The following is a 25,930-nucleotide window of genomic DNA, read 5'->3' as shown; positions in this document are numbered from 1 at the left end:
CCTGTGGGGGCGAATTTATTCGCTAAGGGCAGCGCAGCTGCCCCGCGAGATCGAAGGGCAGACCTGCGGTCTGCTTGGCGATTGAAATCGCCCCCACAGGAACAGTGAAGGGCGATTCGGCGATCAGTTGCTGATCAACCCCAGAATGCTCGCCTGGTAGGCGGCGACGAAGGTGTCGAAGTCCACTTCCGGTTCGGCTTCCAGCCGTGCCTGTTCGTCCAGGGACGCGCGGGCCATGGCTTCGAAGCGGGCCTGGTCTTCGGCGCTCAGCGGCTGGCTGCGGAAGTACTCGGCATGCTGGCGGCTGTGACGCAAGGCGAACTGGCTGAAGCTTTCGTTGCGTTCGCGCAGTTCGGCCAGCACCTGGGCCGACGGGGTCAGCGCCGGGTCGGCGACCTTGGCACGTTGAGCGGCCAGGGCCTGCGAGTGAGCTTCGCCACCCAGGGCGGTGTCCAGCAACTCGGCGGTGCGGCCGATGCGGTCGAGCAGCTCGGCGGCCCACTCGGTCAGGCCGACGGCTTGGCCGTGGCGCTGCAGTTGCAGGCCTGGGCGCCGGCCTTCCTTCACCACCCGCTGGAAGTTGTCGGTGGCGCAACCGCATTCCTCGCCGGCCATCGGCGGGCTGTCCTGCAGGGCACAGAACAGCAGGAATGCATCGAGGAAGCGCGCTTCGGTCAGGTCGATACCCAGCGGCAGGAAGGGGTTGATGTCCAGGCAGCGCACTTCCACGTACTGCACGCCACGGGCCATCAATGCATGAATCGGGCGCTCGCCGGTGTGGGTGACGCGCTTGGGACGGATCGACGAGTAGTACTCGTTTTCGATCTGGATCACGTTGGTGTTCAGTTGCACCCACTCGCCGTCCACCTTGGTGCCGATCTCGACGTAGGGCGGGTAGGGCGTGGACACGGCCTGACGCAGGCTCGCGAGGTAACTGTCGAGGCTGTTGTAGCAGGGCGTCAGGCCAGCCTGGGCGTTGTTCTGGTAGCCCAGGTCGCTCATCCGCAGGCTGGTGGCGTAGGGCAGGTAGAGGGTGTCGGCATCCAGGCTGTCGAGGTCGTGCGGGTGCCCGCGCAGGAAGCTCTTGTCCAGGGCCGGAGCAGCGCCGAACAGGTACATCAGCAGCCAGCTGTAGCGGCGGAAGTTGCGGATCATCGCAATGTAGCGCGCTGACTGATAGTCGCGGTCGCTCTGCGGATCGCCTTCGGCCTGCTTGAGCAGCGGCCAGAGCGCTTCGGGCAGGGAGTAGTTGTAGTGGATGCCGGCGATGCACTGCATGGTCTTGCCGTAACGCACGGCCAGGCCCTTGCGGTAAACGTACTTCAGGCGGCCAATGGGCGAGGTGCCGTAGCGGGCGATCGGGATGTCTTCCTCCGCCGGCAGCCGGCAGGGCATCGACGGGCTCCAGAGCAGTTCGTCACCGAGCTTGTTCACCGTAAAGCGGTGGACCTTTTCCAGGTCCGCCAGGGTCTGCGCCGGATCGGTCTCGGCCGGAGTGATGAACTCCAGCAGGGATTCGGAATAGTCCGTGGTGATCTGCGCATGGGTCAGGGCCGAACCCAGGGCGGGGGAGTGTGGCGTCAGTGCCAGTTGGCCATTGCCATCGACCCGCAGGCATTCACGCTCGATGCCATGCAGGCAGCGGGTGAGCAGGGGCAGGTTGGCGCGCTCGCCGAGCAAGGCCAGGCGGCGGGAAAGAAGATCGCTCAATTTGGAATCCTTCACGCGTCGGTCGCCCCAATATGGGGGTGGACCAAGCTGTCTACAAGAGGCGGACTTTGCCGCCGGCCGAAATACTTTTCCCGCCGGCGGCTCGCGTTGTCGCTTCGTCCAGAATAGAGCGTTGTCACTGTCCCGCTGTTACAGCTGAGCGAAGGTGCCTTGTCCCTTGGCGACCAGCTTGTCGCCTTGCAGCACATCCGCTTCCACCACCAGGGTGCGCTTGCCGGCGTGCAGCACGCGCGCCTTGCAGATCACTTCACCCTCCGCAACCGGGCGGATGTAGTTGATCTTGCACTCCAGGGTGGCGCTGCGCCGGTCGAAGCCATGGGTACTGGTGCAGGCCAGCCCCATGGTGATGTCCAGCAGCGAGAAGATGGCCCCGCCATGCATCACCTGCCCGCGATTGCGCAGGTGCTCGTCCATGGGCAGGCGCGCCTCGGCGACGCCGTCGCCAAGGCTCAGCGGCTCGATGCCCAACAGCTTGCTGTAGGCACTGGTGGTTTGCTGGTCGGTGAAGTCCATGGTCACTTCTTCTTGATCTGCTTGGCGTTGGCGAACAGCGAAGCCATGGCACCGGAGGCCGGCGGTGCGCTCTGGCGCGGGGCGCTTTGCTGCTGGCGCGGCTGGCCGCCCTGGCGACCACCGCCACGCGGGCCGTCGACCTTCTCGCCGGGGGTGTCGCCCATGCGCATGGACAGGCCCACGCGGTTACGCGGGATGTCCACTTCCATGACTTTCACGCGGACGATGTCGCCGGCCTTGACCACTTCGTACGGGTCCTTGACGAATTTTTCCGACAGCGCGGAGATGTGCACCAGGCCATCCTGGTGGACGCCGATGTCGACGAAGGCACCGAAGTTGGTGACGTTGGTCACCACGCCTTCCAGGACCATGCCGGGTGTGAGGTCCTTGAGGCTTTCCACGCCTTCCTGGAACTCGGCGGTCTTGAACTCGGGGCGCGGGTCGCGGCCGGGTTTGTCCAGTTCCTTGAGGATGTCGGTGACGGTGGGCAGGCCGAAGGTTTCGTCGGTGAACTTGGCCGGGTCCAGGCGCTTGAGGAAGCCGGAGTCGCCGATCAGCGAGCGGATGTCGCGGCCGGTATCGGCGGCGATGCGCTGCACCAGCGGGTAGGTTTCCGGGTGCACGGCGGAAGCGTCCAGCGGGTTGTCGCCGCTCATCACGCGGAGGAATCCTGCGGCCTGCTCGAAGGTCTTCTCGCCCAGGCGGCTGACCTTCTTCAGCTCGTCGCGGGTCTTGAAGGCGCCGTTGGCGTCGCGGTAGCTGACGATGTTCTGCGCCAGGGTGGCGTTGAGGCCGGAGATGCGCGCCAGCAGGGCGGCGGAAGCGGTGTTCACGTCCACGCCCACGGCGTTCACGCAGTCCTCGACCACGGCATCCAGGCTGCGCGCCAGTTGCAGCTGGGACACGTCGTGCTGGTACTGGCCGACGCCGATGGATTTCGGGTCGATTTTCACCAGCTCGGCCAGCGGGTCCTGCAGGCGGCGGGCAATGGACACGGCACCACGCAGGGAAACGTCCAGGTCAGGGAATTCCTTGGCGGCCAGCTCGGACGCGGAGTACACCGAAGCGCCGGCCTCGCTGACCATGATCTTGGTCATCTTCAGGGCCGGGTACTTCTTGATCAGCTCGATGGCGAGTTTGTCGGTCTCGCGGCTGGCGGTGCCATTGCCGATGGCGATCAGGTCAACGCTGTGCTTGGCGCAAAGCTTGCCGAGGATGGCCAGGGTCTCGTCCCATTTGTTGTGAGGCACATGCGGGTAGACGGTGGCGGTGTCCAGCACCTTGCCGGTGGCGTCGACCACGGCCACCTTGCAGCCGGTACGCAGGCCCGGGTCGAGACCCAGGGTGGCGCGCGGACCGGCCGGGGCCGCCAGCAACAGGTCGTGCAGGTTGCGGGCGAAGACGTTGATCGCTTCGCTTTCGGCCGCTTCACGCAGCTCGCCCATCAGGTCGGTTTCCAGGTGGGTGTAGAGCTTTACCTTCCAGGTCCAGCGCACCACTTCTGCCAGCCATTTATCGGCCGCCCGGCCCTGGTTGGAGACGCCGAAGCGCTCGCCGATCATCAGCTCGCACGGGTGCATGGTGCCGGGCTGCTCTTCGCCAACCTTGAGGGCGATGCTCAGCACGCCTTCGTTGCGGCCACGGAAGATCGCCAGGGCACGGTGCGACGGCACGCCCTTGAAGTTCTCGTCATGCTCGAAGTAGTCGCTGAACTTGGCGCCTTCCTGCTCCTTGCCGGCCACCAGGCGGGCACTGAGGGTGGCGTTGTCCTTGAGGAAGCCGCGCAGGTTGGCGAGCAGGGTGGCGTCTTCGGCGAAGCGCTCCATGAGGATGTACTTGGCGCCTTCCAGCACCGCCTTGACGTCGGCGAAGCCTTTTTCGGCGTCGATGAAACGCTCGGCTTCGGTTTCCGGGGTCAGGCTCGGGTCGTTGAACAGCGCGTCGGCCAGCTCACCTAGGCCGGCTTCCAGGGCAATCTGGCCCTTGGTGCGACGTTTCTGCTTGTAGGGGAGGTAGAGGTCTTCGAGGCGGGTCTTGGTATCGGCGAGCTTGATCTCGCGCTCCAGTTCCGGGGTCAGCTTGCCCTGCTCGGTGATGCTGGAGAGGATCGCGGTGCGGCGGTCCTCCATCTCGCGCAGATAGCGCAGGCGCTCTTCCAGGTTGCGCAGCTGGGTGTCGTCGAGGCTGCCGGTGACTTCTTTCCGGTAACGGGCGATGAAAGGCACGGTGGAGCCTTCGTCCAGCAGTTCCACGGCGGCGGCGACCTGTTGCGGGCGCACGCCCAGTTCTTCAGCGATGCGGTTGTTGATGCTGTCCATTGAAAACACCTGCATGGGCGGCAGCCCGGGCCGGGCCACGGAGGCTACCGCGGAATAACAGACCGGCGAGCCAGGGGCTCGCCGGTGATGAAAGGCGCCGCATTATAAACACCGAGTTTCAAAGGGTAGGGAACCGTTCGGGGAAAAATCTGCTAACAATGGGCAAGCCGCCGCGCGCCCGTTGCAAGCGATAATGCGCGGCTTGCCGAACAGGAGAAAACATGAGCAGCAACCCGACCGCTGAAGGTGAAAAGATCCTCATCGTCGACGACGACGCCCGTCTACGGCGCCTCCTCGAGCGTTTTTTCGACGAGCAGGGCTTCCGTGTGCGTGCCGTGGAGAACGTCGAGCAGATGGATCGCCTGCTGGCTCGCGAACTCTTCAACCTGGTGGTGCTGGACCTGATGCTGCCTGGCGAGGACGGCCTGTCGGCCTGCCGCCGGCTGCGCGCGTCCAACAACCAGGTGCCGATCATCATGCTCACCGCCAAGGGCGACGAGACCAGCCGCATCCAGGGCCTGGAACTGGGCGCCGACGATTATCTGGCCAAGCCGTTCAACCCCCGCGAGTTGCTGGCGCGGATCAAGGCGGTACTGCGTCGCCAGGCGCCGCAAGTGCCGGGTGCCCCGGCCAGCGAGGACGAAAGTGTCAGCTTCGGCGAGTACGAACTGTCCCTCGCCACCCGCGAACTGAAAAAGGGCGACGACGTGCAGATGCTCACCACCGGTGAGTTCGCCGTACTCAAGGCATTGGTCCAGCACGCCCGCGAGCCGCTGACCCGCGACAAATTGATGAACCTGGCCCGTGGCCGCGAATGGGACGCCCTGGAGCGCTCCATCGACGTGCAGATTTCCCGCCTGCGCCGACTGATCGAGCCGGACCCTTCCAAGCCGCGCTACATCCAGACCGTCTGGGGCGTCGGCTACGTGTTCGTACCTGATGGCAACAAGTGAACGCGCGGCGGGAGTTCCCGCCGCCGGGCAACCCAGGGTGGTGATGCGCACCCCCTACTGGTTCCCGCAGAGCTTCTTCTCCCGCACCCTCTGGCTGGTGCTCATCGTCGTGCTGTTTTCCAAGGCGCTGACCCTGGTCTACCTGATGATGAACGAGGACGTGCTGGTGGACCGCCAGTACAGCCACGGCGCGGCGCTGACCCTGCGCGCCTACTGGGCGGCGAGCGAAGAAGAGCGTCACGACCTGGCCAAGGCCGCCGGCCTCAAGCGGGTCACCCGCGATGCCGTGCCGGCTAGCGAGCAGCACTGGCCCTATAGCGAAATCTTCCAGCGCCAGATGCAGGCCGAGCTCGGTCCTGGCACTGAAGTGCGCCTGCGCGCCCAGAGCCCGCCGGCGCTCTGGGTCCACGCCCCGGAACTGGGGCCGGACTGGGTGCGCATCCCGCTTTATCCACACCCCTTGCGTGGTCAGCGCATCTGGAGCGTGCTCGGCTGGTTCCTCGGTATTGGCCTGCTGTCCACCGCCGCTGCCTGGATCTTCGTGCGTCAGCTCAACGCCCCGCTCAAGCGTCTCGTCTTCGCTGCCCGCCAGGTCGGTCAGGGTCGCAGCGTGCGCCTGCCGGTGAGCGACACGCCGAGCGAGATGGCCGAGGTATACCGTGCCTTCAACCAGATGGCCGAGGACGTCGAACGCGGCGCCCGCGAGCGCGAGCTGATGCTGGCCGGTGTCTCCCATGACTTGCGCACGCCGCTGACGCGCCTGCGCCTGTCCCTGGAGCTGATGAGCAATGACTCCGAGCTGACGGAGGACATGGTCCGCGACATCGAGGACATGGATGCCATCCTCGACCAGTTCCTCGCCTTCATCCGCGATGGCCGCGACGAGCGCGTGGAAGAGCTGGACCTGGGCGAGCTGGTGCGTGAAGTGGTGGCGCCCTACAACCAGCAGGAGGAGCAGGTTCGCCTGTGCCTGGAACCGCTGCCGCCGTTTCCGCTGCGGCGCGTGTCGATCAAGCGTCTGCTGGTAAACCTGATCGAGAACGCGCTGCGATACGGCGGTAACGGCGTCGAAGTGGCGGCCTTCCTGGCTGGCGATAACGCCGCACCCTACGTGGTGCTGAGTGTGCTGGACCGGGGACAGGGCATCGATCCTTCGGAGCTTCTGGACATCTTCAACCCCTTCATCCGCGGCGACCGCGCCCGTGGCGGCAAGGGCACCGGCCTGGGCCTGGCCATCGTCAAGCGCATCGCCGCCCAACACGGCGGCAGCGTCGAGCTGCGCAACCGCTCGGGCGGTGGGCTGGAAGCGCGGGTGTGCCTGCCGCTGGGGCTCATGCTCCCCCGCGACGCGGTGTAGGTTCTTACGAAACGGGATACCGCAAGCGCCCCTGCTGGGGCGCTTCTGCTCCTGAAATCCCTTCGGTCCAGGATTCCGGCCTGCCATCGGCGGTGATGCCACTGGGCCATTTTTTCGGGGTACGCTAGGCCGGCGCTGGGCTATCCTCAGCTTGCGCACCGACATGAGGTCAGTATGCCAGCTGCTCCCTTCCGACTGCCCCAATGGACCTGGTGGTTGCCTTTGCCGTTGCTGCATCTGGCGACCTGGATGTCCCTGGCGACACAGGCGACCAGCGGACTCGCAGTCTGGTACTTGCCCTTCGCCCTCGGCCTTGTGTTCTGCCTCTGGTGGGGCGCCCGGGTGCTGCCCGCCATCTACTTCAATGCCTTGCTCAGCGCCCCCTTGTTGGACCTGAACTGGTACTGGGCGCCGTTCCATGCACTACCGGAAACCCTCAGCGTCGCTGCGGGCTGGTGGGCACTCAAGCGGGCAGGCTGCCACGCCGATCTGCGGGACTTCCCCGAACTGCTGCGCTTCATGCTCTATGGCGTGCTGCTGCCGGTCAGCCTGCTGGTCTACGGCGAGCAGACGGCCTTGATGTTGGCCGGCAGTCCCGTGCGGGACAGTTGGGGCAATGCCGCCCTGCTGGTCTGGCCCGGAGCCTGCCTGACCACCCTGGCCGTGAGCCTGCCGCTGCTGACCTACCTGACCCCAATGTTCAGTCGCCGTGGCTGGGTACCGGAGCCGGTGGAGGCATTGCCGGAAACCCTGCACCGCCTGCCGCCCTGGCAGCTGCTGCTGGCCCTGGCATTGCTCATCCCCTGGCTGCTGACGGTGGTGCCGCTGATCCTCACTTTGCCACCCATTGGCCTGATGATGCTCGGCCTGGCACTGGTCTGGGGGTTCCCCGGTGCCCTTTGCGGCGCCGGCCTCACCGCACTGACCGTGCTCGCCCTGCCGGCACTGCGTCAACTGGGTGGCGCGGCGCACATGGCCGAGCCGCAGTGGGGCGTCGAGCTCTACTTCAGCGTGCTGTTGCTGATGATGTCGGCACTGCTGGTGGGACGCAGCCTGAGCGACCTGCGCCTGGCCCTGGGTCGTCGTGACGAGATGCAGAAGGAGCTGGCCCTGACCAACCTGGCGCTGCAGGCCAGCCCCCTGGGGGTGACCATCGTGGATGCGCGCCAGGCCGATCAGCCGCTGATCTACTGCAACCCGGCTTTCGAGCAGATGAGCGGTTATCCGCGACAGGAGGCCCTGGGCAACCACTGGCGCTTCCTTCTCCACCACGACCGCAACCAGTCCGAGTTGCCGCGCCTGCAAGATGCCCTGCAACGCGGCGAACAGTGCCACCTGGTGCTGCGCAACTACCGCAAGGATGGCAGCCTGTTCTGGAACGAGATCACCGTGGCGCCCATGCGCGACGCCCACGGCATCAGCCACTTCGTCGCCCTGCAGCACGATGTCAGCAGCCGCGAGATGCTCTCCGAGGAACTGGATACCCGCCGTGACGAGTTGCTGCGCCAGACCCACCTGTTGAACCAGACAGAAGCCATCGCCGACATCGGCAGCTGGGTGTTGGAGATTGCCACCCTGAAGATGGCCTGGAGCGAGGGTAGCTTCCGCATCTATGAGCTGGACCCTGGCGCCGGTGCGCCCAGCCTTGGCCAGATGCTCAGCTTCTTCGATCCGGCCAGTCGCGCCATTCTGGAAGACACCCTGGAGCAGTGCCTGCGCAGCACCGAGCCCTTCGAGGTGGAGCTGCGCATGCAGGGCGCCCGGGGCAGCACGCGCTGGCTGCGGATCAAGGGCCTGGCCGAACACGATGGCGACCAGGTGATCCGTATCTACGGCGCCATGCTCGACCTGACCAGCCAGAAGCGCGCAGAACGCTTGCAGCACGAACGCGACAAGCACCTGCACCTGTTCTTCGAAGCGCCGTTGATCGGCATGGCCCTGTGCACCCCGGACCAGCGCTGGGAGGAGGTCAACTACAAGCTCTGCAGCATCCTCGGCCGCTCCCGCGAGCAACTGCGGGGTGTCGACTGGATGAGCATGACGGTGGTCGAGGACCGTGCCGCCGAGGAAGCCTTGCTGGAAGAGGTGCGCAAGGGCGAGCGCGACGGCTACGAGCTGGACAAGCGCTTCATGAAGGGCACCGGCGGTACCGTGCATACGCGGGTCAACGTGCGCGGTGTGCGTGACCTTGATGGCCAGCTCTATGCGTTGCTGGCGCTGGTGGAAGATATCAGTGCCCGTCGCGAGGCTGAGGCGCGCTACCGCACCCTCGTGGAGCACGCGCCGGAAGCCATCCTGGTATTCGACCCGCAGCGCGGCATCGTCGAGGCCAACGAGAATGCTGCGCGCCTGTTCGGCCTTTCTCGCGAACAGCTGCACGGCCACATGCCCACCGACTTCAGCCCACCGCTGCAGGCCGATGGCCGCTCTTCGCGGGAGCTGGGCAACGCCCACACCCGTGCGGCGCTCAAGGGGGAGACCCCGACGTTCGATTGGCTGATGCGTGACGTTAACGGCCGTGTACGCCCGTGCGAGGTACGCCTGGTGCGCCTGCCTGGAGAGGGAAGGCCGCTGATCCGCCTGAGCATTACCGATATCTCCGAGCGTCAGCGCTACCAGCGCGAGATCGAGCGCCTGGCCTATAGTGACGAACTTACCGGCCTGCCCAATCGCCGCCTGCTGCTCGACCGCCTGCAGCACGCCATGGCCCGCGAACAGCGCGAAGAGCGTTTCGGTGCGCTGCTGTTCATCGACCTGGATCACTTCAAGACGGTCAACGACAGCCTCGGTCACCCGGTGGGCGACGCCCTGCTGCGGGAAGTTACCGCGCGGCTTGCTGGTTGCCTGCGCAATGAAGACACCCTGGCGCGTCTCGGTGGCGACGAGTTCGTGGTACTGCTCGAGGCCATGGCCGATACCCCGGAGCAGGCCGGCAAGCTGGCCGCCGAGGTCGGGGACAAACTGCTGCAGAGCCTTCATGGCAGCTACATCATCGGCGAGCACGAGCTGGTGGTCAGCGCCAGCATTGGCATCGCCCTGCATCCTTTCGCAGAGCAGGTTGCCGCTGACGTACTCAAACAGGCGGACACCGCCATGTACCGGGCCAAGCAGTCCGGACGCAATGCGCTGCATTTCTTCGCCCCGGAAATGCAAGCGGCCATCGACCAGCGCCTGCAACTGCAGAACGAGTTGCGCCAGGCCATCGATCGCGGCCAGCTGGGGCTCGAATTCCAGCCCCAGCTGGCCCTGGCGGATGGCCGGGTACTGGGTGCGGAGGCCCTGATGCGCTGGCGCCACCCCACCCGCGGCGAGGTGCCGCCGGCGCAGTTCATTCCGCTGGCGGAAGAAACCGGCCTGATCATCGAACTGTCGGACTGGATGTTGGAGCGCGCCTGTACGTGCCTGGCCAACTGGCAGGCCGATCTGCCCTGGCTGGTGCTGGCCATCAACGTCAGCCCCCGCGAACTGCGCAAGCCTGGTTTCGTCGAGCGCATCAGCAGCGCGCTGCAACGCCACGGCGTGCCGGCGGGGCGGCTGGAGCTGGAAATTACCGAGGGCAGCCTGCTGGAAGAAGTCGAGCAGTGCATCGCCGCCATGCAGGCGCTCAAGGCCCTGGGCGTGCGTTTCGCCATCGACGATTTCGGCACCGGTTATTCATCCCTGGCTTACCTCAAGCGCCTGCCGCTGGACCGACTGAAGATCGACCGCAGTTTCGTCGATGGCCTGGCCGTCGACGCGAGCGATCTGGCCCTGGTGGAGACCATCCTGGCCATCGGCCGCAACCTGGGCCTGGAGTGCATCGCTGAAGGCATCGAGAGCGAAGAACAGCTGTCCATGCTGCGCCAGCGGGGTTGCGAGCTGGGCCAGGGCTACTACTTCAGCCGGCCCCTGGACGAGGCCGGCTTCCGTGCCTGGATACGTGAGCGCGAGGGGCGGCAGGTGGTTGAGCGCAGTTTGTAGGGCGCCGCTGCCTTTTTGTGGGGGGTACCGGGTCACCCCTTGCCTTTCGTCCTGGTCGAGTTGGGGCAGGCGTTCTTTTCCAGGTACTGGATGATGATGCCGGCGACATCATGCCCGGTGGTGGTTTCGATGCCTTCCAGGCCGGGCGAGGAGTTCACCTCCATCACCAGCGGCCCGTGGTTGGAGCGCAGGATGTCCACGCCCGCCACCGACAGCCCCATCACCTTGGCGGCGCGAATGGCGGTCATGCGCTCTTCCGGCGTGATCTTGATCAGGCTGGCGCTGCCGCCACGGTGCAGGTTGGAGCGGAATTCGCCGGGCTTGGCCTGGCGCTTCATCGCTGCGATCACTTTGTCGCCCACCACGAAGCAGCGGATGTCGGCGCCACCGGCTTCACGGATGTACTCCTGCACCATGATGTTCTGCTTCAGGCCCATGAAGGCCTCGATCACGGATTCGGCGGCCTTCTCCGTCTCGCACAGCACCACACCGATGCCCTGGGTGCCTTCCAGCACCTTGATCACCAGCGGCGCGCCGTTGACCATGCGGATCAGGTCGGGGATGTCGTCGGGGGAGTGGGCGAAACCGGTCACCGGCAGGCCGATACCCTTGCGCGACAGCAGTTGCAGCGAGCGCAGCTTGTCCCGCGAGCGGGTGATCGCTACGGACTCGTTGAGCGGGAACACGCCCATCATTTCGAACTGGCGCAGCACGGCGCAGCCATAGAAAGTGACCGAGGCGCCAATACGCGGGATCACCGCATCGAAGCCTTCCAGTGCCTGGCCGCGATAGTGGATCTGCGGCTTGTGACTGGCGATGTTCATATAGGCGCGCAGGGTGTCTATGACCACCATTTCATGGCCGCGCTGCTGGCCAGCCTCTACCAGGCGGCGAGTCGAATACAGGCGCGGATTGCGCGATAACACGGCGATTTTCATTGGGCACCCGGAAGGGAAAGTGTCGGTTTTTCCTGGACGTAGGTGAGGGCCGGGTTGACCACCAGTTGCGCCTGCACCAGGGCCTTGGAGCCCAGCAGTACGCGGTAACGCATGGTCTTGCGGCAGGCCAGGGTGAACTCGATGGGCCAGACCCGGTCACCCAGGGCGAGCAGGGTGCGGATGACGTAGCGGGTCTGTGCCTGGCCGTTGGAGCTTTTTATGGTCTTTACCGTTACGACCTGCGCCTCGCAGCGGTGACGCCGTTGCACCAGGGTGCCGAGGTGCGCGGTGAACCTGACCCAGCGCTCGCCGCTCTTCTCGAAGGGGACGATGTCGCTGGCATGCAGGGTGGAGGTGCTGGCCCCGGTATCGATCTTCGCGCGCAGGCCAACCATGCCAAGTTCTGGCAGGGCGATCCATTCGCGGAGTCCGATTACGGAGAGATGGTCGAAAGTCTTCAATGCAGGCTTTCCGGTAAAGTTGGCGCATTCTAGTGGGCCGATGTGACAACTGCATCAGGCCCTGGCTGAGCTTAGACCGGGCTGGCGAATGGGGCAGCCCTGGCGGGATGGAAACGAGTGATGCGTGAGAAAGACGAAAAAGACGACAAGGTTCGCCTCGACAAGTGGCTCTGGGCTGCGCGCTTCTACAAGACCCGTGCCCTGGCAAAAGAAGCCATCGAGGGCGGCAAGGTCCACCACCATGGCGAGCGCTGCAAGCCGTCGAAGGAGCCGAGGGTCGGTGACGAATACGTGATCCGCGCGGGCTTCGATGAGCGCACCGTGGTCGTTCGCGCGCTCTCCGCAGTGCGTCGCGGGGCCCCCGAAGCGCAGGCCCTCTACGAGGAAACCGCCGAGAGCCTGACCAAGCGCGAAGCGGCCGCCGCCATGCGCAAGGCCGGCGCCCTGGGCATCCAGACCGACGGCCGGCCGACCAAGAAACAGAGGCGGCAGATCCATTTCCTGCGCGGCGGTCACGATTAGGACAGCGACGCAAAGGGGCGGCGCTCGGCATCGATAGAAAACACCCGCGCCGGCGATAGACAACCGGCCCTTGGTCAGCCAACGGATTTGCGCATAAAATCGCCAGCCTTTCGGCCAAATTGGCCCAAATGCAGCGAGTCCGGCATGACCGATTTCACCCAACGTTTTCTGTTCGACGACACCGATGTGCGAGGCGAACTGGCCTCCCTCGGCGAGAGCTACGCTCACGTCCTGGCCAAGCACCCCTACCCGGAGCCGGTTGCCCAACTGCTCGGTGAAATGCTCGCCGCCGCTTCCCTGCTGGTCGGCACCCTGAAGTTCGACGGTCTGCTGGTGCTGCAGGCGCGCTCCAGCGGCGCAGTTCCTCTGCTGATGGTGGAATGCTCCAGCGATCGTGAAGTGCGCGGCATCGCCCGATACCATGCGAGCCAGGTCACCCCCGGTGCCGGCCTGCACGAGCTGATGCCCGAGGGCTCGCTGACCCTGACCGTGGACCCGAAGCAGGGCCAGCGCTACCAGGGCATCGTCGCCCTCGAAGGCGCCAGCCTGGCCGAATCCCTCTCCGGCTACTTCGACAACTCCCAGCAACTGCCCACTCGGTTCTGGCTTTACGCCGATGGTCGCAATGCCCGTGGCATGTTGCTCCAGGCCCTGCCGGCCGACCGACTGAAGGATCCAGAGGCGCGCGAGGCCAACTGGCAGCACCTCACCACCCTGGCCGACACGCTGACCGCTGAGGAGCTGCTCGGCCTGGACAACGAAACCGTGCTGCATCGCCTCTATCATGAAGAAGCGGTGCGCCTGTTCGATCCGCAGGTCATCCATTTCCGCTGCAGCTGTTCGCGCCAGCGTTCGGCCAATGCATTGGTCAGCCTGGGTAAGGACGACGCGCAAGCCCTGCTGCAAGAGAGCGGCGGCAACGTGGTGATCGACTGCCAGTTCTGCAACCAGCGCTACAGTTTCGACGCGGCGGATATCGCCCAGCTGTTCTCCGGTGGCGGCAGTGCGGCGCCTTCGGAAACGCGCCACTGAATATGTAGCGTGCCCGCAAGGTCGCCGCGTGACCGGAGTGCGATTATCGGTCAGGAATATGCCCGGCTGACAGGAGGTTTCTACCCAAAGCGGGCTTTTCTGGCATAATCGCGCGCACTTTTTTCGCTGTAGGGGGTCGCAGTACCCACTACAAATCGTTTGGAGGACTCGGCTTTTCGCCGACGGGGAACCACATGACGCAAGCCAATACCGCCGTGTACACCGATATCAGCGCCGCGCAACTGGTCGAAGAGGCCATCCGCCGTGGCGAGGGTGAACTGGCCGCCAACGGTTCGTTGGTCGTCCAGACCGGCCACCGCACCGGTCGTTCTCCGGCAGATCGTTTCATCGTTCAAGAGCCGAGCACCGAAGCCAAGATCGCCTGGGGCAACATCAACCGCCCCTTCCCGGCGGACAAATTCGATGCGCTGTGGGCTCGCGTTGAAGCTTATGTGACCGAACGTGAGAGTTTCGTTTCGCATGTGCACGTTGGTGCTGATCCTGAGCACTACCTGGCCGTCAAGATGACCACCGAGACCGCCTGGCACAACCTGTTCGGCCGTTGCCTGTTCATCAACCCGGAACAGTACAACCCGCAGTCCCGCCAGGAATGGCAGATCATCAACGCGCCGAACTTCGTCTGCGAGCCGGAGCGTGATGGCACCAACTCCGATGGTTGCGTGATCCTCAACTTCGCCGCCAAGAAAGTCCTGATCGCCGGCATGCGCTACGCCGGTGAAATGAAGAAGGCCATGTTCTCCGTGCAGAACTTCCTGCTGCCGGAAAAAGACGTGCTGCCGATGCACTGCGCCGCCAACGTGGGCGAAGAAGGCGACACCACCCTGTTCTTCGGCCTGTCCGGCACCGGCAAGACCACCCTGTCCGCTGACGAAAGCCGTTACCTGATCGGTGACGACGAGCACGGCTGGGGCGTGGGCACCGTGTTCAACATCGAAGGCGGCTGCTACGCCAAGTGCATCGACCTGTCCGCGAAAAACGAGCCGGTGATCTGGAAAGCCATCCAGTTCGGCGCCGTGCTGGAAAACGTGGTGCTGAACCCGGAAACCCGCCTGCCCGACTACAGCGATGACAGCCTGACCCAGAACACCCGTGCCGCCTACCCGCTGCAGCTGGTCGAGAAGCGCGTCGAGGCCAACCGCGCCGGCGAGCCGAACGCAGTGATCTTCCTGACCTGCGACCTGACCGGCGTGCTGCCGCCTGTTTCGATCCTGAACAACGAGCAGGCTGCCTACCACTTCCTGTCCGGCTACACCGCGCTGGTTGGTTCCACCGAAATGGGTTCCGGCGGTGGCATCAAGTCCACCTTCTCCACCTGCTTCGGCGCGCCGTTCTTCCCGCGTCCGGCTGGCGAGTACGCTGAGCTGCTGATCAAGCGCATCCAGGGCTTCGGCTCCAAGGTGTACCTGGTCAACACTGGCTGGACCGGCGGTGGCTACGGCGTTGGCAAGCGCTTCAACATCCCGACCACCCGTGGCGTGATCGCTGCCATCCAGAGCGGTGCCCTGATCGGTGCCGAGACCGAGCACCTGGACACCATCAACCTGGACGTGCCGAAGGCCGTTCCGGGCGTCGAAACCAACCTGCTCAACCCGCGCAACACCTGGGCTGACAAGGCTGCCTACGACGAAGCTGCCAAGGCCCTGGCCAAGCAGTTCGTCGAGAACTTCAAGAAGTTCGACGTCTCCGACGCCATCAAGAACGCCGGCCCGCAGCTCTAAGCTGCACCGCGTCGAGAAAGCCGCCTCCGGGCGGCTTTTTCATTCCCGGCGAGCCCCGGCCCCTCCCGTAGGATGGGTAGAGCGGAGCGAAACCCATCAAAGCGGATGATGGGATTCAAAGGCGAAACGTCGTACCCGGTTTCAGGCCCCTGCCGCGTTCATCGCGGTCCATGATCAATGCCCCATCAAAGGAGTGATCCCCATGCCCGCAACCAGCCTTGCCCGCGTCTTCGGCTACGACCATTTCCGCCCCGGCCAGGAAGCCGCCATCTCTGCCGTGCTGGCTGGCCGTTCGGCCGCCGCCATCTTCCCCACCGGCTCCGGCAAGTCGCTGTGCTACCAGTTGCCGGCCTTGCACTTGCCGCACCTGACCCTGGTGGTGTCGCCGCTGCTGGCGCTGATGCAGGACCAACTGGCCTTCCTTCACCGCCACGGCATCGCCGCCGCCAGTATCGACTCGGCGCAGAGCCGCGAGGAGGCCGCCGAGGTCATGGCCAGGGCGCGCTCCGGGGAGCTGAAAATCCTGATGATCTCGGTGGAGCGATTGAAGAACGAGCGCTTCCGCAGCTTCATCCAGCAGGTGCCGATTTCCCTGCTGGTGGTGGACGAGGCCCACTGCATTTCCGAGTGGGGCCACAACTTCCGCCCCGACTACCTCAAGCTGCCCGAGTACCAGCGCCAGTTCGGCATTCCCCAGGTGCTGTTGCTGACCGCCACCGCGACGCCGACGGTGATCGTCGACATGCAGCGCAAGTTCGCTATCGCTGACGCCGATGTCATCACCACCGGCTTCTATCGCCCCAATCTCAACCTGCTGGTGGAGCCGGTGGCCGGCGCAGGCAAACTGCAGCGGCTGGTGGATTGGCTAGGCTCCCGCGTCGGGCAGCCGGCCATCGTCTACGTGACCCTGCAGAAGACCGCTGAAGAGGTTGCCAGGCAGCTCAGCGAGCGCGGCGTCGCTGCCAGCGCTTACCACGCCGGAATGCCCATGGAAGCGCGCGAAGTGCTGCAGCGCCGGTTCATGGCCGGAGAGGTCAATGTGATGGTCGCCACCATCGCCTTCGGCATGGGCATCGACAAGAGCGACATCCGCCAGGTGGTGCACTACGACCTGCCCAAATCGGTGGAGAACTACAGCCAGGAAATCGGCCGCGCCGGGCGTGACGGCCAGCCTTCGGATTGCCTGGTGCTGGCGAACCGCGACAGCCTCAACGTGCTGGAAAACTTTGTCTATGGCGACACCCCGGAGTCGTCCGGCATCCGCCAGGTGCTGGCGGAGCTCAAGGCGGCGGGGCAGGCCGGCGACCGCTGGGAGCTGATGCTCGGCGCGCTCTCCGACCAGAGCAATATTCGCCAGTTGCCGCTCAAGACGCTGCTGGTGCAACTGGAGCTTCGCGGCATCATCGCGCCGCTGTTCGCCTACTTTGCCGAGTACCGCTTCAAGTACCTGATCGAGCCTGAAGCGCTGGTGGCGAAATTCGAAGGCGAGCGCCGCCAGTTCGTCGAAGCGCTGGTGCGCACCTCAACCCGCGCGCGCACCTGGTGCACGGTGGATTTCGACAGTCTCTACCGCCAGCACAGCGCCGAGCGCAGCCGCGTGGTGAAGGCCCTGGATTACTTCCAGGAGCGCGGCTGGATCGAGCTGGAGAGCAAGCAGATGACCGAGGTCTACGCCGTGCTGAAGCCCGACTTCGATACGCACGCGCTGGCCGCCGAGCTGCACAGCTACTTCCGCCAGCAGGAAGACAGCGAGATCGCCCGGATCCAGGCGATGCTGGCACTGTTCGCCAGCGAGACCTGCCTCAGCGCGCGACTGGCGCATTACTTTGGCGACCGCGACGTGCCGGAGCGTTGCGGCCACTGCTCGGTCTGTGAGGGCCGCGTAGCACGCCTGCCCGCGCCGCCGGCACTGGCTCCGCTTGCGGAGCGTAGCTTCAGTGCCCTGTGCAACGGTTTCATCCAGCGCTTCGCGGAGCTGAAGGGCGAATCCCCCAGTGCCGAGTGCCTGACCCGTCTGCTCTGTGGCATCAGCGCGCCGCTCTTCACCCGGCTCAAGGCGCGCAACCTGCCGGGCTTCGCCGCGCTGGAGGCTTATCCCTACGCTGAAGTGCGCGACTGGGTGAGTCAGCAAGCAGGTTGAGACTCACACAGGCATTCTGATTTTTTGATGGGTTACATCATTAATCAGCGTTGGTAGCGGGCGTGTCGGCTGCTTAGGATGGCGCACTTTCAATTTCGCCACTCCAAGGAGCACTCCATGCATATCGATGAAGCCATCCGCAGCCGCCGCGCCATCAAGGGCTACGACACCAATCACAGCATCAGCCGTGAAGAGAAGGACGAGCTGCTGCAGCTGGCCCTGCTCGCGCCTACCGCTTTCAACCTGCAGCACGTGCGCCTGGTGGAAGTCAGCGATCCGGCGCTGCGTCAGCGCATTCGCGACGTGGCCTGGGACCAGGCCCAGGTGACCGAGGCCTCGATGCTGGTGATCGTCTGCGCGCGCCTCGATGCCTGGGAAAAGGACGCCGCCCGCGTCTGGGCCGGAGCCCCGCAGCCGGTGCAGGACTTCATGGCCGGCGCCATCGACAACTACTACCGTGATAAGCCCCGCGTGCAGCGTGATGAAGTGATGCGCAGCTGTGGCCTGGTCGCCCAGACCCTGATGCTCGCCGCTCGTGGCAAGGGGCTGGATACCTGCCCCATGGACGGCTTCGACTTCGACGCCGTAGCCGACCTGATCCGCCTGCCGGAAAACCACGCCATCGGCCTGATGGTGGCCGTGGGCAAGCAGACCGCCCCCGCCCACCCGCGCATCGGCAAGCTGGCCTTCGACGAGGCGGTGATCCGCAACCAGTTCTGATGCCGTGATGCTGCACGCTCCGTAGGATGCGGTGGAGCGCAGCGAAACCCATCGTCCAGTGGTGATGGGTTTCGCTTCGCTCGCGGAACGCCGCCCGACCCATCCTACAGACGCCCAATGGCCATCAAGCGTTCGATCAGCCATTGCAGCGCTTCGTCCTCCTCACGCTGGGCCACGCTCACCAGGTCGAGATGGAAGGGGCCGAGGGCGAAGGGCAGGGGCTGCACCCGCAAGGGCAACAGGCTGGCGAAGTGCTGGGCCAGCCGCGCCGGCAGCACCACGGTAAGGTCGGTACCGGCCACGATATGCGCTGCCTGCAGGTAGTTCGGCGTGGTGTAGACGATGTCCCGCGCCAGGCCCTGCTCCCCCAGCCACTGATCGACCATGCCTTTGGTCTGGCCACCGTGTACCCAGAGGTGACGTAGCCTGAGGAAGCTGGACAGGTCGGGCGCCTCCTGCAATTGCGGGTGGTCGTGGCGGGCCACCAGGCGCAGCGTCTCGCTCATCCAGCGGCGGCTGGCGAAGCGTGACGGAATGCTTTCGAAGCGGCCCAGCACCAGGTCCAGCTCACCCTGGTCCAGCGCCGCAGAGGGCAGGCTGGGGGACAAATGGCGGATGGCGATCTTCACCCCCGGCGCTTCTTCGGCCAGTTGCTGCAGCAAGCGTGGCATGCAGATCAGCTCCACGTAGTCGGTCAGCGCAATGGTGAAGCGCTGGCGACTGCGCGCCGGGTCGAAGCCTTCGCCGACCACCAGGCTCTGTTCGATCTGTTTGAGCGCAGCGCGAATGGGCGTTTCCAGGGCCAGCGCCCGCGGCGTGGGCTGCATCGCCCGGCCCACGCGTACCAGAAGCGGGTCGCCGAGCAGTTCGCGCAGGCGGTTGAGTGCATTGCTCACCGCCGGCTGGCTGAGGGACAGGCGCTCCGCCGCGCGGGAGACGTTGCGCTCGCGCAGCAGGGCGTCCAGCACCCGCAGGAGGTTGAGATCGAAGTTGGAGATATTCACCGGGGGAATGCCACGTATCACAAGACTAAATTTCAAAAATAGTACCGGCTTCCTTAAGGTGATTGGCGATTTTGTCTCCCCATCAGAACAACAAGAGGGCCACCCATGACCCAGAGCGTATTCAACATCCAGCGGGCCGCCGTGATCGGCGCCGGCACCATGGGCCGCGGTATCGTCATGAGCCTGGCCAGCGCCGGCCTTGAGGTCCGCTGGCTGGACAACAACCCGCAGATGCTCGAGCAAGCCCTGGGGGCGGTTGCCGACACCTACGCCCACAGCGTGCGCCAGGGGCGCGTCAGCGAGGCCCAGGCTGCCGAGCGCGTGGCGCGCATCCAGGCGGTGGGCAGCTACGACGACCTGGCGGAGGTCGACCTGGTGATCGAGGCGGTGTTTGAAAACCTCGAACTCAAGCAAGCCATCTTCCGTGAACTGGATGCCCGCCTGAAGCCGGACGCCATCCTCGCCAGCAATACCTCAGCCCTGGACATCGACGCCATTGCCGCCATCACCCAGCGCCCGGAGCAGGTCCTCGGCCTGCACTTCTTCAGCCCGGCGCACATCATGAAGCTGCTGGAAATCGTCCGCGGCGCCCGCACCGCCCCAGCCGTTCTCGCCGCCACCCTGGAACTGGGCCAGCGCATGGGCAAGGTCAGTGTGGTGGCGGGGAACTGCAAGGGTTTCATCGGTAACCGCATGCTTCACACCTACGTGCGCGAGGCGCGGATGATGCTGCTGGAGGGCGCCTTCCCGCACCAGGTGGATAGCGCCCTGCAAGGCTTCGGTTTCGCCATGGGCCCGTTCCGCATGTACGACGTGGTGGGCATCGACCTGGAGTGGCGCGCCCGCGAATTGGCCGGCAAAGGCCAGGACGACCCGGCGGTCCAGGTGGACAACCGCCTCTGCGGCCTCGGTCGCTTCGGCCAGAAGGCGCGCATGGGCTACTACCGCTACGCCGAAGGCAGCCGTAAGGCCGAACACGACCCGGAAGTGGATGCCCTGGTGCTGCAGGTTTCCGAGCAACTCGGCTTCCGCCGTCGCGATATCGGCCCGGAGGAAATCCTCGAGCGTTGCCTGCTGGCCCTGGTCAACGAAGGGGCGAAGATTCTCGAAGAAGGCATCGCCACTTCCAGCGCTGATATCGACACCGTTTACCTCAATGGCTACGGCTTCCCGGCGGACAAGGGCGGCCCCATGACCTGGGCCGACAGCCAGGGGCTGCCTGCCATTCGCGGGCGCCTGGATGCCTTGGCCGAGCGCTTCGGCACCCACTGGCAACCGGCGGAGTTGATTCGCCGGCTGGCTAAATCCGATGGCCGTTTTGCCGATTTCCAACAGGAGTCCTGAACATGGCTTACAAGGCACCCCTGCGCGACATGCGCTTTGTGCTTCACGAACTCTTCGACGTTTCCAGCCACTGCGAGCTGCTGGCCAACGGCCTGGACCGCGAGCTGATCGACGGCGTGCTGGAAGAAGGCGCGCGCTATGCCGGCGAAGTGGTTTCACCGCTCAACCGTAACAGCGACGAGGAAGGCGTGACCCTGGTGCAGGGCGCGGTGACCACGCCCCAGGGCTTCCGCGAGGCGTATCGGCAGTATTGCGACAACGGCTGGGCGAGCATGACCGGGCCGCAGGAGTTTGGTGGCCAGGGCTTCCCGCAGATGGTGGCCTGCAACTTCCACGAGATGCTGATGGGTGCCAGCCTGTCTTTCCGCGTCTACTCCGGCCTCACCGAAGGCGCCGTGGTGGCGCTGCACAAGCACGGCAGCGACGCACTCAAGCAGGCCTACCTGGAAAAGCTGGTGAGTGGCCAATGGGCCGGCACCATGTGCCTGACCGAGCCCCAGGCCGGCACCGACCTGGCCCTGCTGCGCACCCGCGCCGAGCCACAGGCCGATGGCAGCTACAAGGTCAGCGGCAGCAAGATTTTCATCAGCGGCGGTGAGCAGGACCTTTCCGAGAACATCGTCCACCTGGTGCTGGCGCGCCTGCCGGATGCCCCTGCCGGGGTGAAGGGCATCAGCCTGCTGCTGGTGCCCAAGTTCATTGCCAACCCCGACGGCACGCCGGGGACTAAGAACGCCCTGGGTTGCGGCGCCATCGAGCACAAGATGGGCATCAAGGGCGCGGCCACCTGCGTGATGAACTTCGACGGCGCCACCGGCTGGCTGATCGGCGAAGCCAACCAGGGCCTGGCCTGCATGTTCACCATGATGAACGACGCGCGCTTCCAGGTCGGCCTGCAAGGGCTCGGCATTGGCGAACAGGCCTTCCAGGGGGCCCTGGCCTATGCCCGTGAACGCCTGCAGTCGCGCGCCCTCAGTGGCCCGGCGGCCCCGGACAAGCCCGCTGACCCGATCATCCACCACCCCGACGTGCGGCGCATGCTGCTGACCCAGAAGACCCTGGTGGAAGGCAGCCGCATGCTGGCCGCCTATTGCGCACGCCAACTGGACCTGGAGCACGGGCACCCGGACGTCGCGCAGCGCAAGGCGGCCGGTCGCCGCGCGGCACTGCTGATCCCCATCGTCAAAGCCTTCCTCACCGACATGGGGCAGGAGGTGGCCAGCCTGGGTGTGCAGATCTATGGAGGTCACGGCTTCATCCGCGAGTGGGGCATGGAACAGCTGATGCGCGACAGCCGCATCACGCAGATCTACGAAGGCACCAATGGCATCCAGGCGCTCGACCTGATCCGCCGCAAACTGATGGGTGACGGCGGCACCGAGCTGGCCGCGTTGCAGGATGAGTTCGCTGCCTTGGCCGATGCCCAGGCCAGCCGTGGGGAACTGGCCGAGCTGGCCGGCGCGGTATTGGCACGCCTGCAGGAATGGCGTGCCCTGACCGTCACCTTGCTGGATCGGGTACGGGAGGACCCGGAGGAAATCGGCGCCGCCTCGGTGGACTTCCTCCAATACTCGGCCTATGTGCTATTGGCAGGGTTCTGGTTGCTGGCTGCGGCCCGTGCCCAGGACGCATTGGACGCGGGCACGTCCGACGTGGATTTCTACCAGGCCAAACTGCACAGCGCGCGCTTCTACATGCGCCGTGTGCTGCCGCGTGCCAGCGGTCACCGTGAAGCCCTGTTGGGTGGCGCGGATTGCCTGATGGCGTTGCCTGAGGCGCATTTCGCGTTCTGAGCCTGCCACTCTGCGCGCCGCGCCATCGCGGCGCACACACAACAAAGGAGGACGCCAAGATGCAGCCCTTCAGTTTTGCCACCACCGCGCAGATTCTCTGCGAATCCGGTTCGGCCGTGCGCCTGGCCGAGCTGTGCCGCGAGCGCGGCGCCCAGCGTGTGCTGCTGATCACCGACCCGGGGATTACGCATTTCGGCCTGCTCGATGAGGTCCTTCCCGGTTTCGCCGCCGCCGGCCTGACCGTTGCCGTCTACGACCGCGTCCAGGCCGATCCACCGGAAGCCATCGTGCTGGAGGCGGTGGCGCTGGCGCGGACCCTCGATGCGGAACTGGTGGTGGGCTTCGGCGGTGGCAGCTCCATGGATGTGGCCAAGCTGGTGGCCCTGCTGGCGCACCCGGAATGTCGCCAGGGGCTGGCGGATATCTATGGCGTGGGCAACGCGCGGGGTCGGCGCCTGCCGTTGCTGCAGGTGCCGACCACTGCCGGAACCGGCTCCGAGGTAACCCCCATTGCCATCGTCACCACCGGCGAGACCACCAAGATGGGCGTGGTGTCGCCGCTGCTGTTGCCGGACCTGGCATTGCTGGACGCGGACCTGACGCTTGGCCTGCCGGCGGCGGTAACTGCGGCCACCGGAATCGACGCGATGGTCCATGCCATCGAGGCCTACACCAGCAAGTTGAAGAAGAACCCGCTGTCCGACCTGCTGGCCCGCGAGGCCTTGCGCCTGCTGGCCGGTAATCTGGATACGGTGGTACACAACGGCCGCAACCGTGAGGCCCGCCAGGCCATGTTGCTGGGCGCCTGTCTTGCCGGCCAGGCATTCGCCAACGCCCCGGTGGCGGCTGTGCATGCCCTGGCGTATCCCCTGGGCGGGCACTTCCATATTCCCCACGGGCTGTCCAACGCGCTGGTGCTGCCCCATGTGCTGGGTTTCAACGCCGAGGTGGCCGCGCCGCTCTATGCGGAGCTGGCGCCCCTGGTGCTCGGGAGCAAGCTCAAACCCGGTAGCGACGCCCAACTCACCGAACAGTTGATCCTCGAACTGGCCGATTTCAGCGCCCGCAGTGGCCTGCCGACACGCTTGCGAGAAGCCGGCGTGCCGCAGGACATGCTGGGCAAGCTGGCCAGCGACGCCATGTTGCAACAGCGGCTGCTGGTGAATAATCCGCGCGAGGTCAGTGAGGCCCAGGCCCTGGCCATTTACCAGGCGGCCTACTGAGCCTCCTGTAGGAGCCTGTTTGTTGGCGAATGCATCCGTTCGCGAGCAAGCTCGCTCCTACAGGAATCGACCCAACCGAACCCAGGGAACCCCATGAGCCAACCCCAGCACCTGCGTGTCGACTACCGCCACTTCCAGCCCATCACCACGCGCTGGCACGACAACGACATCTATGGCCATGTGAACAACGTGGTGTATTACGGCTACTTCGACAGCGCGGTGAACACCTACCTGATCGAGCAGGGCGGCCTGGATATCCATGACGGCAACGTGGTGGGCTTCGTGGTCAGTTCCTCTTGCGACTACTTCGCCTCCATCGCTTTTCCTGACCGCATCGAAGTGGGTCTGCGTGTGGGCAAGCTCGGCAACAGCTCGGTGCAATATGAACTGGCGATCTTCAAGCAGGGCGAAGACGAAGCCTGTGCGGCCGGGCGATTCGTGCACGTGTTCGTCGACCGCGAGAGCAATCGGCCGGTGCCGATCCCCGAGCAACTGCGCGCGGCGCTGGCGGAGCTGGTGGTGGAGGGCTGATCCCGGTCACCACGGGGGAAAGCAACTGCCCTCGAGAGATTCAGGGGCAGACCTGCGGTCTGCATGGCGAATGAATTCCCCCCTACAGCCAACTTTCACCCAGTCGACCCGAAACGGCTGAAATAGCGACATCCAGCGGCCCGACCGTCTGTCCGCTCTACCCATCCGCAGTGCGAATCCGCACAATGCGCGCCAAACTCGAAACGACCCGTCCGGCTGCGAGGTGATTCACCACGCGGCGCGGCGCTTTCTTTTTCGCTGATCTGCGGCAGTGAAGGCGAGGTGTCATCGGGGTTCAATGTCCACTCTGGGCCAGCCAGTGCACGGCCCGACGTTCAGCGGTACCTGCCATGACTCACGCAAACGGCTCCATCCTGCAACGCTTGAAACGCACCAGCCTGGTGACCCGGATCGTCATCGGTCTGATCGCCGGCATCGCCCTCGCCCTGACTTCGCCCGAGTACGCCAGCGCCGTTGGCCTGCTCGGCACGCTCTTCGTCACTGCGCTGAAAGCGGTTGCACCGATCCTGGTTTTCATCCTGGTGACAGCGGCCATCGCCAACCACAAACCGGGTGAGCGCACCCAGATCCGCCCGATTCTCGTCCTCTACCTGATCGGCACCTTCTCCGCTGCCGTGGTGGCGGTAATGGCGAGCAGCCTGTTCCCGTCCACCTTGACGCTGACCACAGCAGCCACTGACGTGGCACCGCCGGCAGGTATCTCCGAGGTGCTGTTGAGTCTGCTGTCCAGTGCTGTGGCCAACCCGGTCAAGGCACTGATGGAGGCCAACTTCATCGGCATCCTGGTTTGGGCCGTGGGCCTGGGCATTGCCATTCGCCAGGGCAGCGAAACCACCCGCAACGTGTTCAGCGACCTGTCCCACGGTGTGTCGTTGATCGTCCGTGTGGTGATCAGCTTCGCGCCGCTGGGTATCTTCGGTCTGGTGGCTTCGACCCTGGCGGAGAACGGTGTTGGCGTGCTAGCCGACTATGCCCACCTGCTGGCGGTGCTGCTGGGCTGCATGCTGTTCGTGGCCTTCGTGGTGAACCCGCTGATCGTGCTCTGGAAGATTCGTCGCAACCCCTACCCGCTGGTGCTGACCTGCCTGCGTGAAAGCGGCATCACCGCCTTCTTCACCCGCAGCTCGGCAGCCAACATTCCGGTCAACCTGCAGTTGTGCGAAAAGCTGGGCCTGCACGAGGACACCTACTCGGTATCCATCCCGCTGGGCGCCACGATCAACATGGCCGGTGCCGCTATCACCATTACCGTGCTGACCCTGGCAGCGGTGACCACGCTCGGTATCCAGGTGGACATCCCCACCGCCATCCTGCTCAGCGTTGTGGCTTCCATCTGCGCCTGCGGCGCTTCCGGCGTGGCTGGCGGCTCGCTGTTGCTGATTCCGCTCGCGTGCAGCCTGTTCGGCATCCCCAGCGAAGTGGCGATGCAAGTGGTGGCCGTTGGCTTCATCATCGGCATCCTCCAGGACGCTGCCGAAACGGCACTGAACTCCTCCACTGACGCACTCTTCACCGCGGCCGCCTGCATGGCCAGCGGTGATGTGAGCGAGGCGCGCGCCGAGCAGATCGGTTGATCCCCGCCTGAAACGAAAAAGCCCGGCACGCGTGCCGGGCTTTTTCATGGGCGCAT

The 25,930-nt window shown here is 65.2% G+C and carries 19 protein-coding genes; 13 read left to right on the top strand and 6 right to left on the bottom strand.

What is annotated here, in order from left to right:
- Positions 1 to 123 precede the first annotated feature (123 nt).
- The 3 genes from gshA to FFS60_RS10345 form a co-directional block, all read right to left on the bottom strand.
- The gene (gshA, locus tag FFS60_RS10355) at positions 124 to 1,710 is read right to left on the bottom strand and encodes a glutamate--cysteine ligase (RefSeq protein WP_137821932.1); all 1,587 of its coding nucleotides are present in this window, start codon (positions 1,708 to 1,710) and stop codon (positions 124 to 126) included.
- A 150-nt stretch (positions 1,711 to 1,860) separates the two neighbouring features.
- Positions 1,861 to 2,244 carry a PaaI family thioesterase gene (locus FFS60_RS10350; RefSeq protein WP_028626797.1) on the bottom strand — a complete coding sequence of 128 codons (384 nt, stop codon included), beginning with the start codon at positions 2,242 to 2,244 and terminating at the stop codon, positions 1,861 to 1,863.
- 2 nt (positions 2,245 to 2,246) lie between these two features.
- Positions 2,247 to 4,562: a Tex family protein gene (locus FFS60_RS10345; protein ID WP_028626796.1), complete on the bottom strand. Its 2,316-nt coding sequence runs from the start codon at positions 4,560 to 4,562 to the stop codon at positions 2,247 to 2,249.
- A gap of 221 nt (positions 4,563 to 4,783) precedes the next feature.
- Here FFS60_RS10345 and ompR point away from each other — a divergent pair, with 221 nt between their 5' ends.
- From ompR to FFS60_RS10330, 3 genes are all read left to right on the top strand, one after another.
- Positions 4,784 to 5,515 carry a two-component system response regulator OmpR gene (gene ompR, locus FFS60_RS10340; protein WP_028626795.1) on the top strand — a complete coding sequence of 244 codons (732 nt, stop codon included), beginning with the start codon at positions 4,784 to 4,786 and terminating at the stop codon, positions 5,513 to 5,515.
- 43 nt (positions 5,516 to 5,558) lie between these two features.
- Positions 5,559 to 6,872 carry an ATP-binding protein gene (locus FFS60_RS10335; RefSeq protein ID WP_028626794.1) on the top strand — a complete coding sequence of 438 codons (1,314 nt, stop codon included), beginning with the start codon at positions 5,559 to 5,561 and terminating at the stop codon, positions 6,870 to 6,872.
- 174 nt (positions 6,873 to 7,046) lie between these two features.
- Positions 7,047 to 10,832, top strand: coding sequence for an EAL domain-containing protein (locus FFS60_RS10330; protein ID WP_137821931.1), 3,786 nt, complete (start codon positions 7,047 to 7,049; stop codon positions 10,830 to 10,832).
- Positions 10,833 to 10,864: 32 nt separating this feature from the next.
- Here FFS60_RS10330 and rimK read toward each other — a convergent pair whose 3' ends face one another.
- Positions 10,865 to 11,770 carry a 30S ribosomal protein S6--L-glutamate ligase gene (gene rimK / locus FFS60_RS10325; protein ID WP_028626792.1) on the bottom strand — a complete coding sequence of 302 codons (906 nt, stop codon included), beginning with the start codon at positions 11,768 to 11,770 and terminating at the stop codon, positions 10,865 to 10,867.
- Positions 11,767 to 12,204, bottom strand: a complete 438-nt coding sequence (locus tag FFS60_RS10320) for an ATP-dependent zinc protease (RefSeq protein ID WP_256658068.1) — start codon at positions 12,202 to 12,204, stop codon at positions 11,767 to 11,769. Before FFS60_RS10320 ends, rimK begins: the two co-directional genes overlap by 4 nt.
- Before the next feature lie 147 nt (positions 12,205 to 12,351).
- Between FFS60_RS10320 and FFS60_RS10315 the strand changes: the two genes are divergently transcribed.
- The 5 genes from FFS60_RS10315 to FFS60_RS10295 all read left to right on the top strand — a co-directional run bounded on the left by FFS60_RS10315 (position 12,352) and on the right by FFS60_RS10295 (position 18,384).
- Positions 12,352 to 12,753, top strand: a complete 402-nt coding sequence (locus FFS60_RS10315) for an RNA-binding S4 domain-containing protein (protein WP_137821930.1) — start codon at positions 12,352 to 12,354, stop codon at positions 12,751 to 12,753.
- Positions 12,754 to 12,897: 144 nt separating this feature from the next.
- Entirely contained in the window at positions 12,898 to 13,785 is an 888-nt protein-coding gene (gene hslO, locus FFS60_RS10310; RefSeq protein WP_137821929.1) for an Hsp33 family molecular chaperone HslO, read from the top strand.
- A 194-nt stretch (positions 13,786 to 13,979) separates the two neighbouring features.
- Entirely contained in the window at positions 13,980 to 15,524 is a 1,545-nt protein-coding gene (locus FFS60_RS10305) for a phosphoenolpyruvate carboxykinase (protein WP_137821928.1), read from the top strand.
- A gap of 202 nt (positions 15,525 to 15,726) precedes the next feature.
- On the top strand, positions 15,727 to 17,664 hold the full coding sequence (locus tag FFS60_RS10300) for an ATP-dependent DNA helicase RecQ (RefSeq protein WP_137821927.1): 1,938 nt from the start codon (positions 15,727 to 15,729) through the stop codon (positions 17,662 to 17,664).
- A gap of 117 nt (positions 17,665 to 17,781) precedes the next feature.
- On the top strand, positions 17,782 to 18,384 hold the full coding sequence (locus FFS60_RS10295) for a nitroreductase family protein (protein WP_137821926.1): 603 nt from the start codon (positions 17,782 to 17,784) through the stop codon (positions 18,382 to 18,384).
- A 104-nt stretch (positions 18,385 to 18,488) separates the two neighbouring features.
- On the opposite strand, the gene FFS60_RS10290 is transcribed toward FFS60_RS10295, so the two are convergent.
- Positions 18,489 to 19,388 (bottom strand): LysR family transcriptional regulator, encoded by a 900-nt coding sequence (locus tag FFS60_RS10290; RefSeq protein WP_028626785.1) that lies wholly within the window; start codon positions 19,386 to 19,388, stop codon positions 18,489 to 18,491.
- A 105-nt stretch (positions 19,389 to 19,493) separates the two neighbouring features.
- Between FFS60_RS10290 and FFS60_RS10285 the strand changes: the two genes are divergently transcribed.
- From FFS60_RS10285 to sstT, 5 genes are all read left to right on the top strand, one after another.
- The gene (locus FFS60_RS10285; protein ID WP_137821925.1) at positions 19,494 to 20,732 is read left to right on the top strand and encodes a 3-hydroxyacyl-CoA dehydrogenase; all 1,239 of its coding nucleotides are present in this window, start codon (positions 19,494 to 19,496) and stop codon (positions 20,730 to 20,732) included.
- A 2-nt stretch (positions 20,733 to 20,734) separates the two neighbouring features.
- Entirely contained in the window at positions 20,735 to 22,525 is a 1,791-nt protein-coding gene (locus tag FFS60_RS10280) for an acyl-CoA dehydrogenase C-terminal domain-containing protein (protein ID WP_137821924.1), read from the top strand.
- Positions 22,526 to 22,584: 59 nt separating this feature from the next.
- Positions 22,585 to 23,748: an iron-containing alcohol dehydrogenase gene (locus tag FFS60_RS10275; protein WP_137821923.1), complete on the top strand. Its 1,164-nt coding sequence runs from the start codon at positions 22,585 to 22,587 to the stop codon at positions 23,746 to 23,748.
- Positions 23,749 to 23,841: 93 nt separating this feature from the next.
- Positions 23,842 to 24,279, top strand: a complete 438-nt coding sequence (locus tag FFS60_RS10270) for a thioesterase family protein (protein WP_028626781.1) — start codon at positions 23,842 to 23,844, stop codon at positions 24,277 to 24,279.
- 350 nt (positions 24,280 to 24,629) lie between these two features.
- Positions 24,630 to 25,874, top strand: coding sequence for a serine/threonine transporter SstT (gene sstT / locus FFS60_RS10265; RefSeq protein WP_028626780.1), 1,245 nt, complete (start codon positions 24,630 to 24,632; stop codon positions 25,872 to 25,874).
- Positions 25,875 to 25,930 lie beyond the last annotated feature (56 nt).

Source organism: Pseudomonas sp. D(2018) (assembly GCF_005502555.1).
GTDB lineage: Bacteria > Pseudomonadota > Gammaproteobacteria > Pseudomonadales > Pseudomonadaceae > Metapseudomonas > Metapseudomonas resinovorans.
This window is presented reverse-complemented; position numbering and strand designations above follow the sequence as displayed.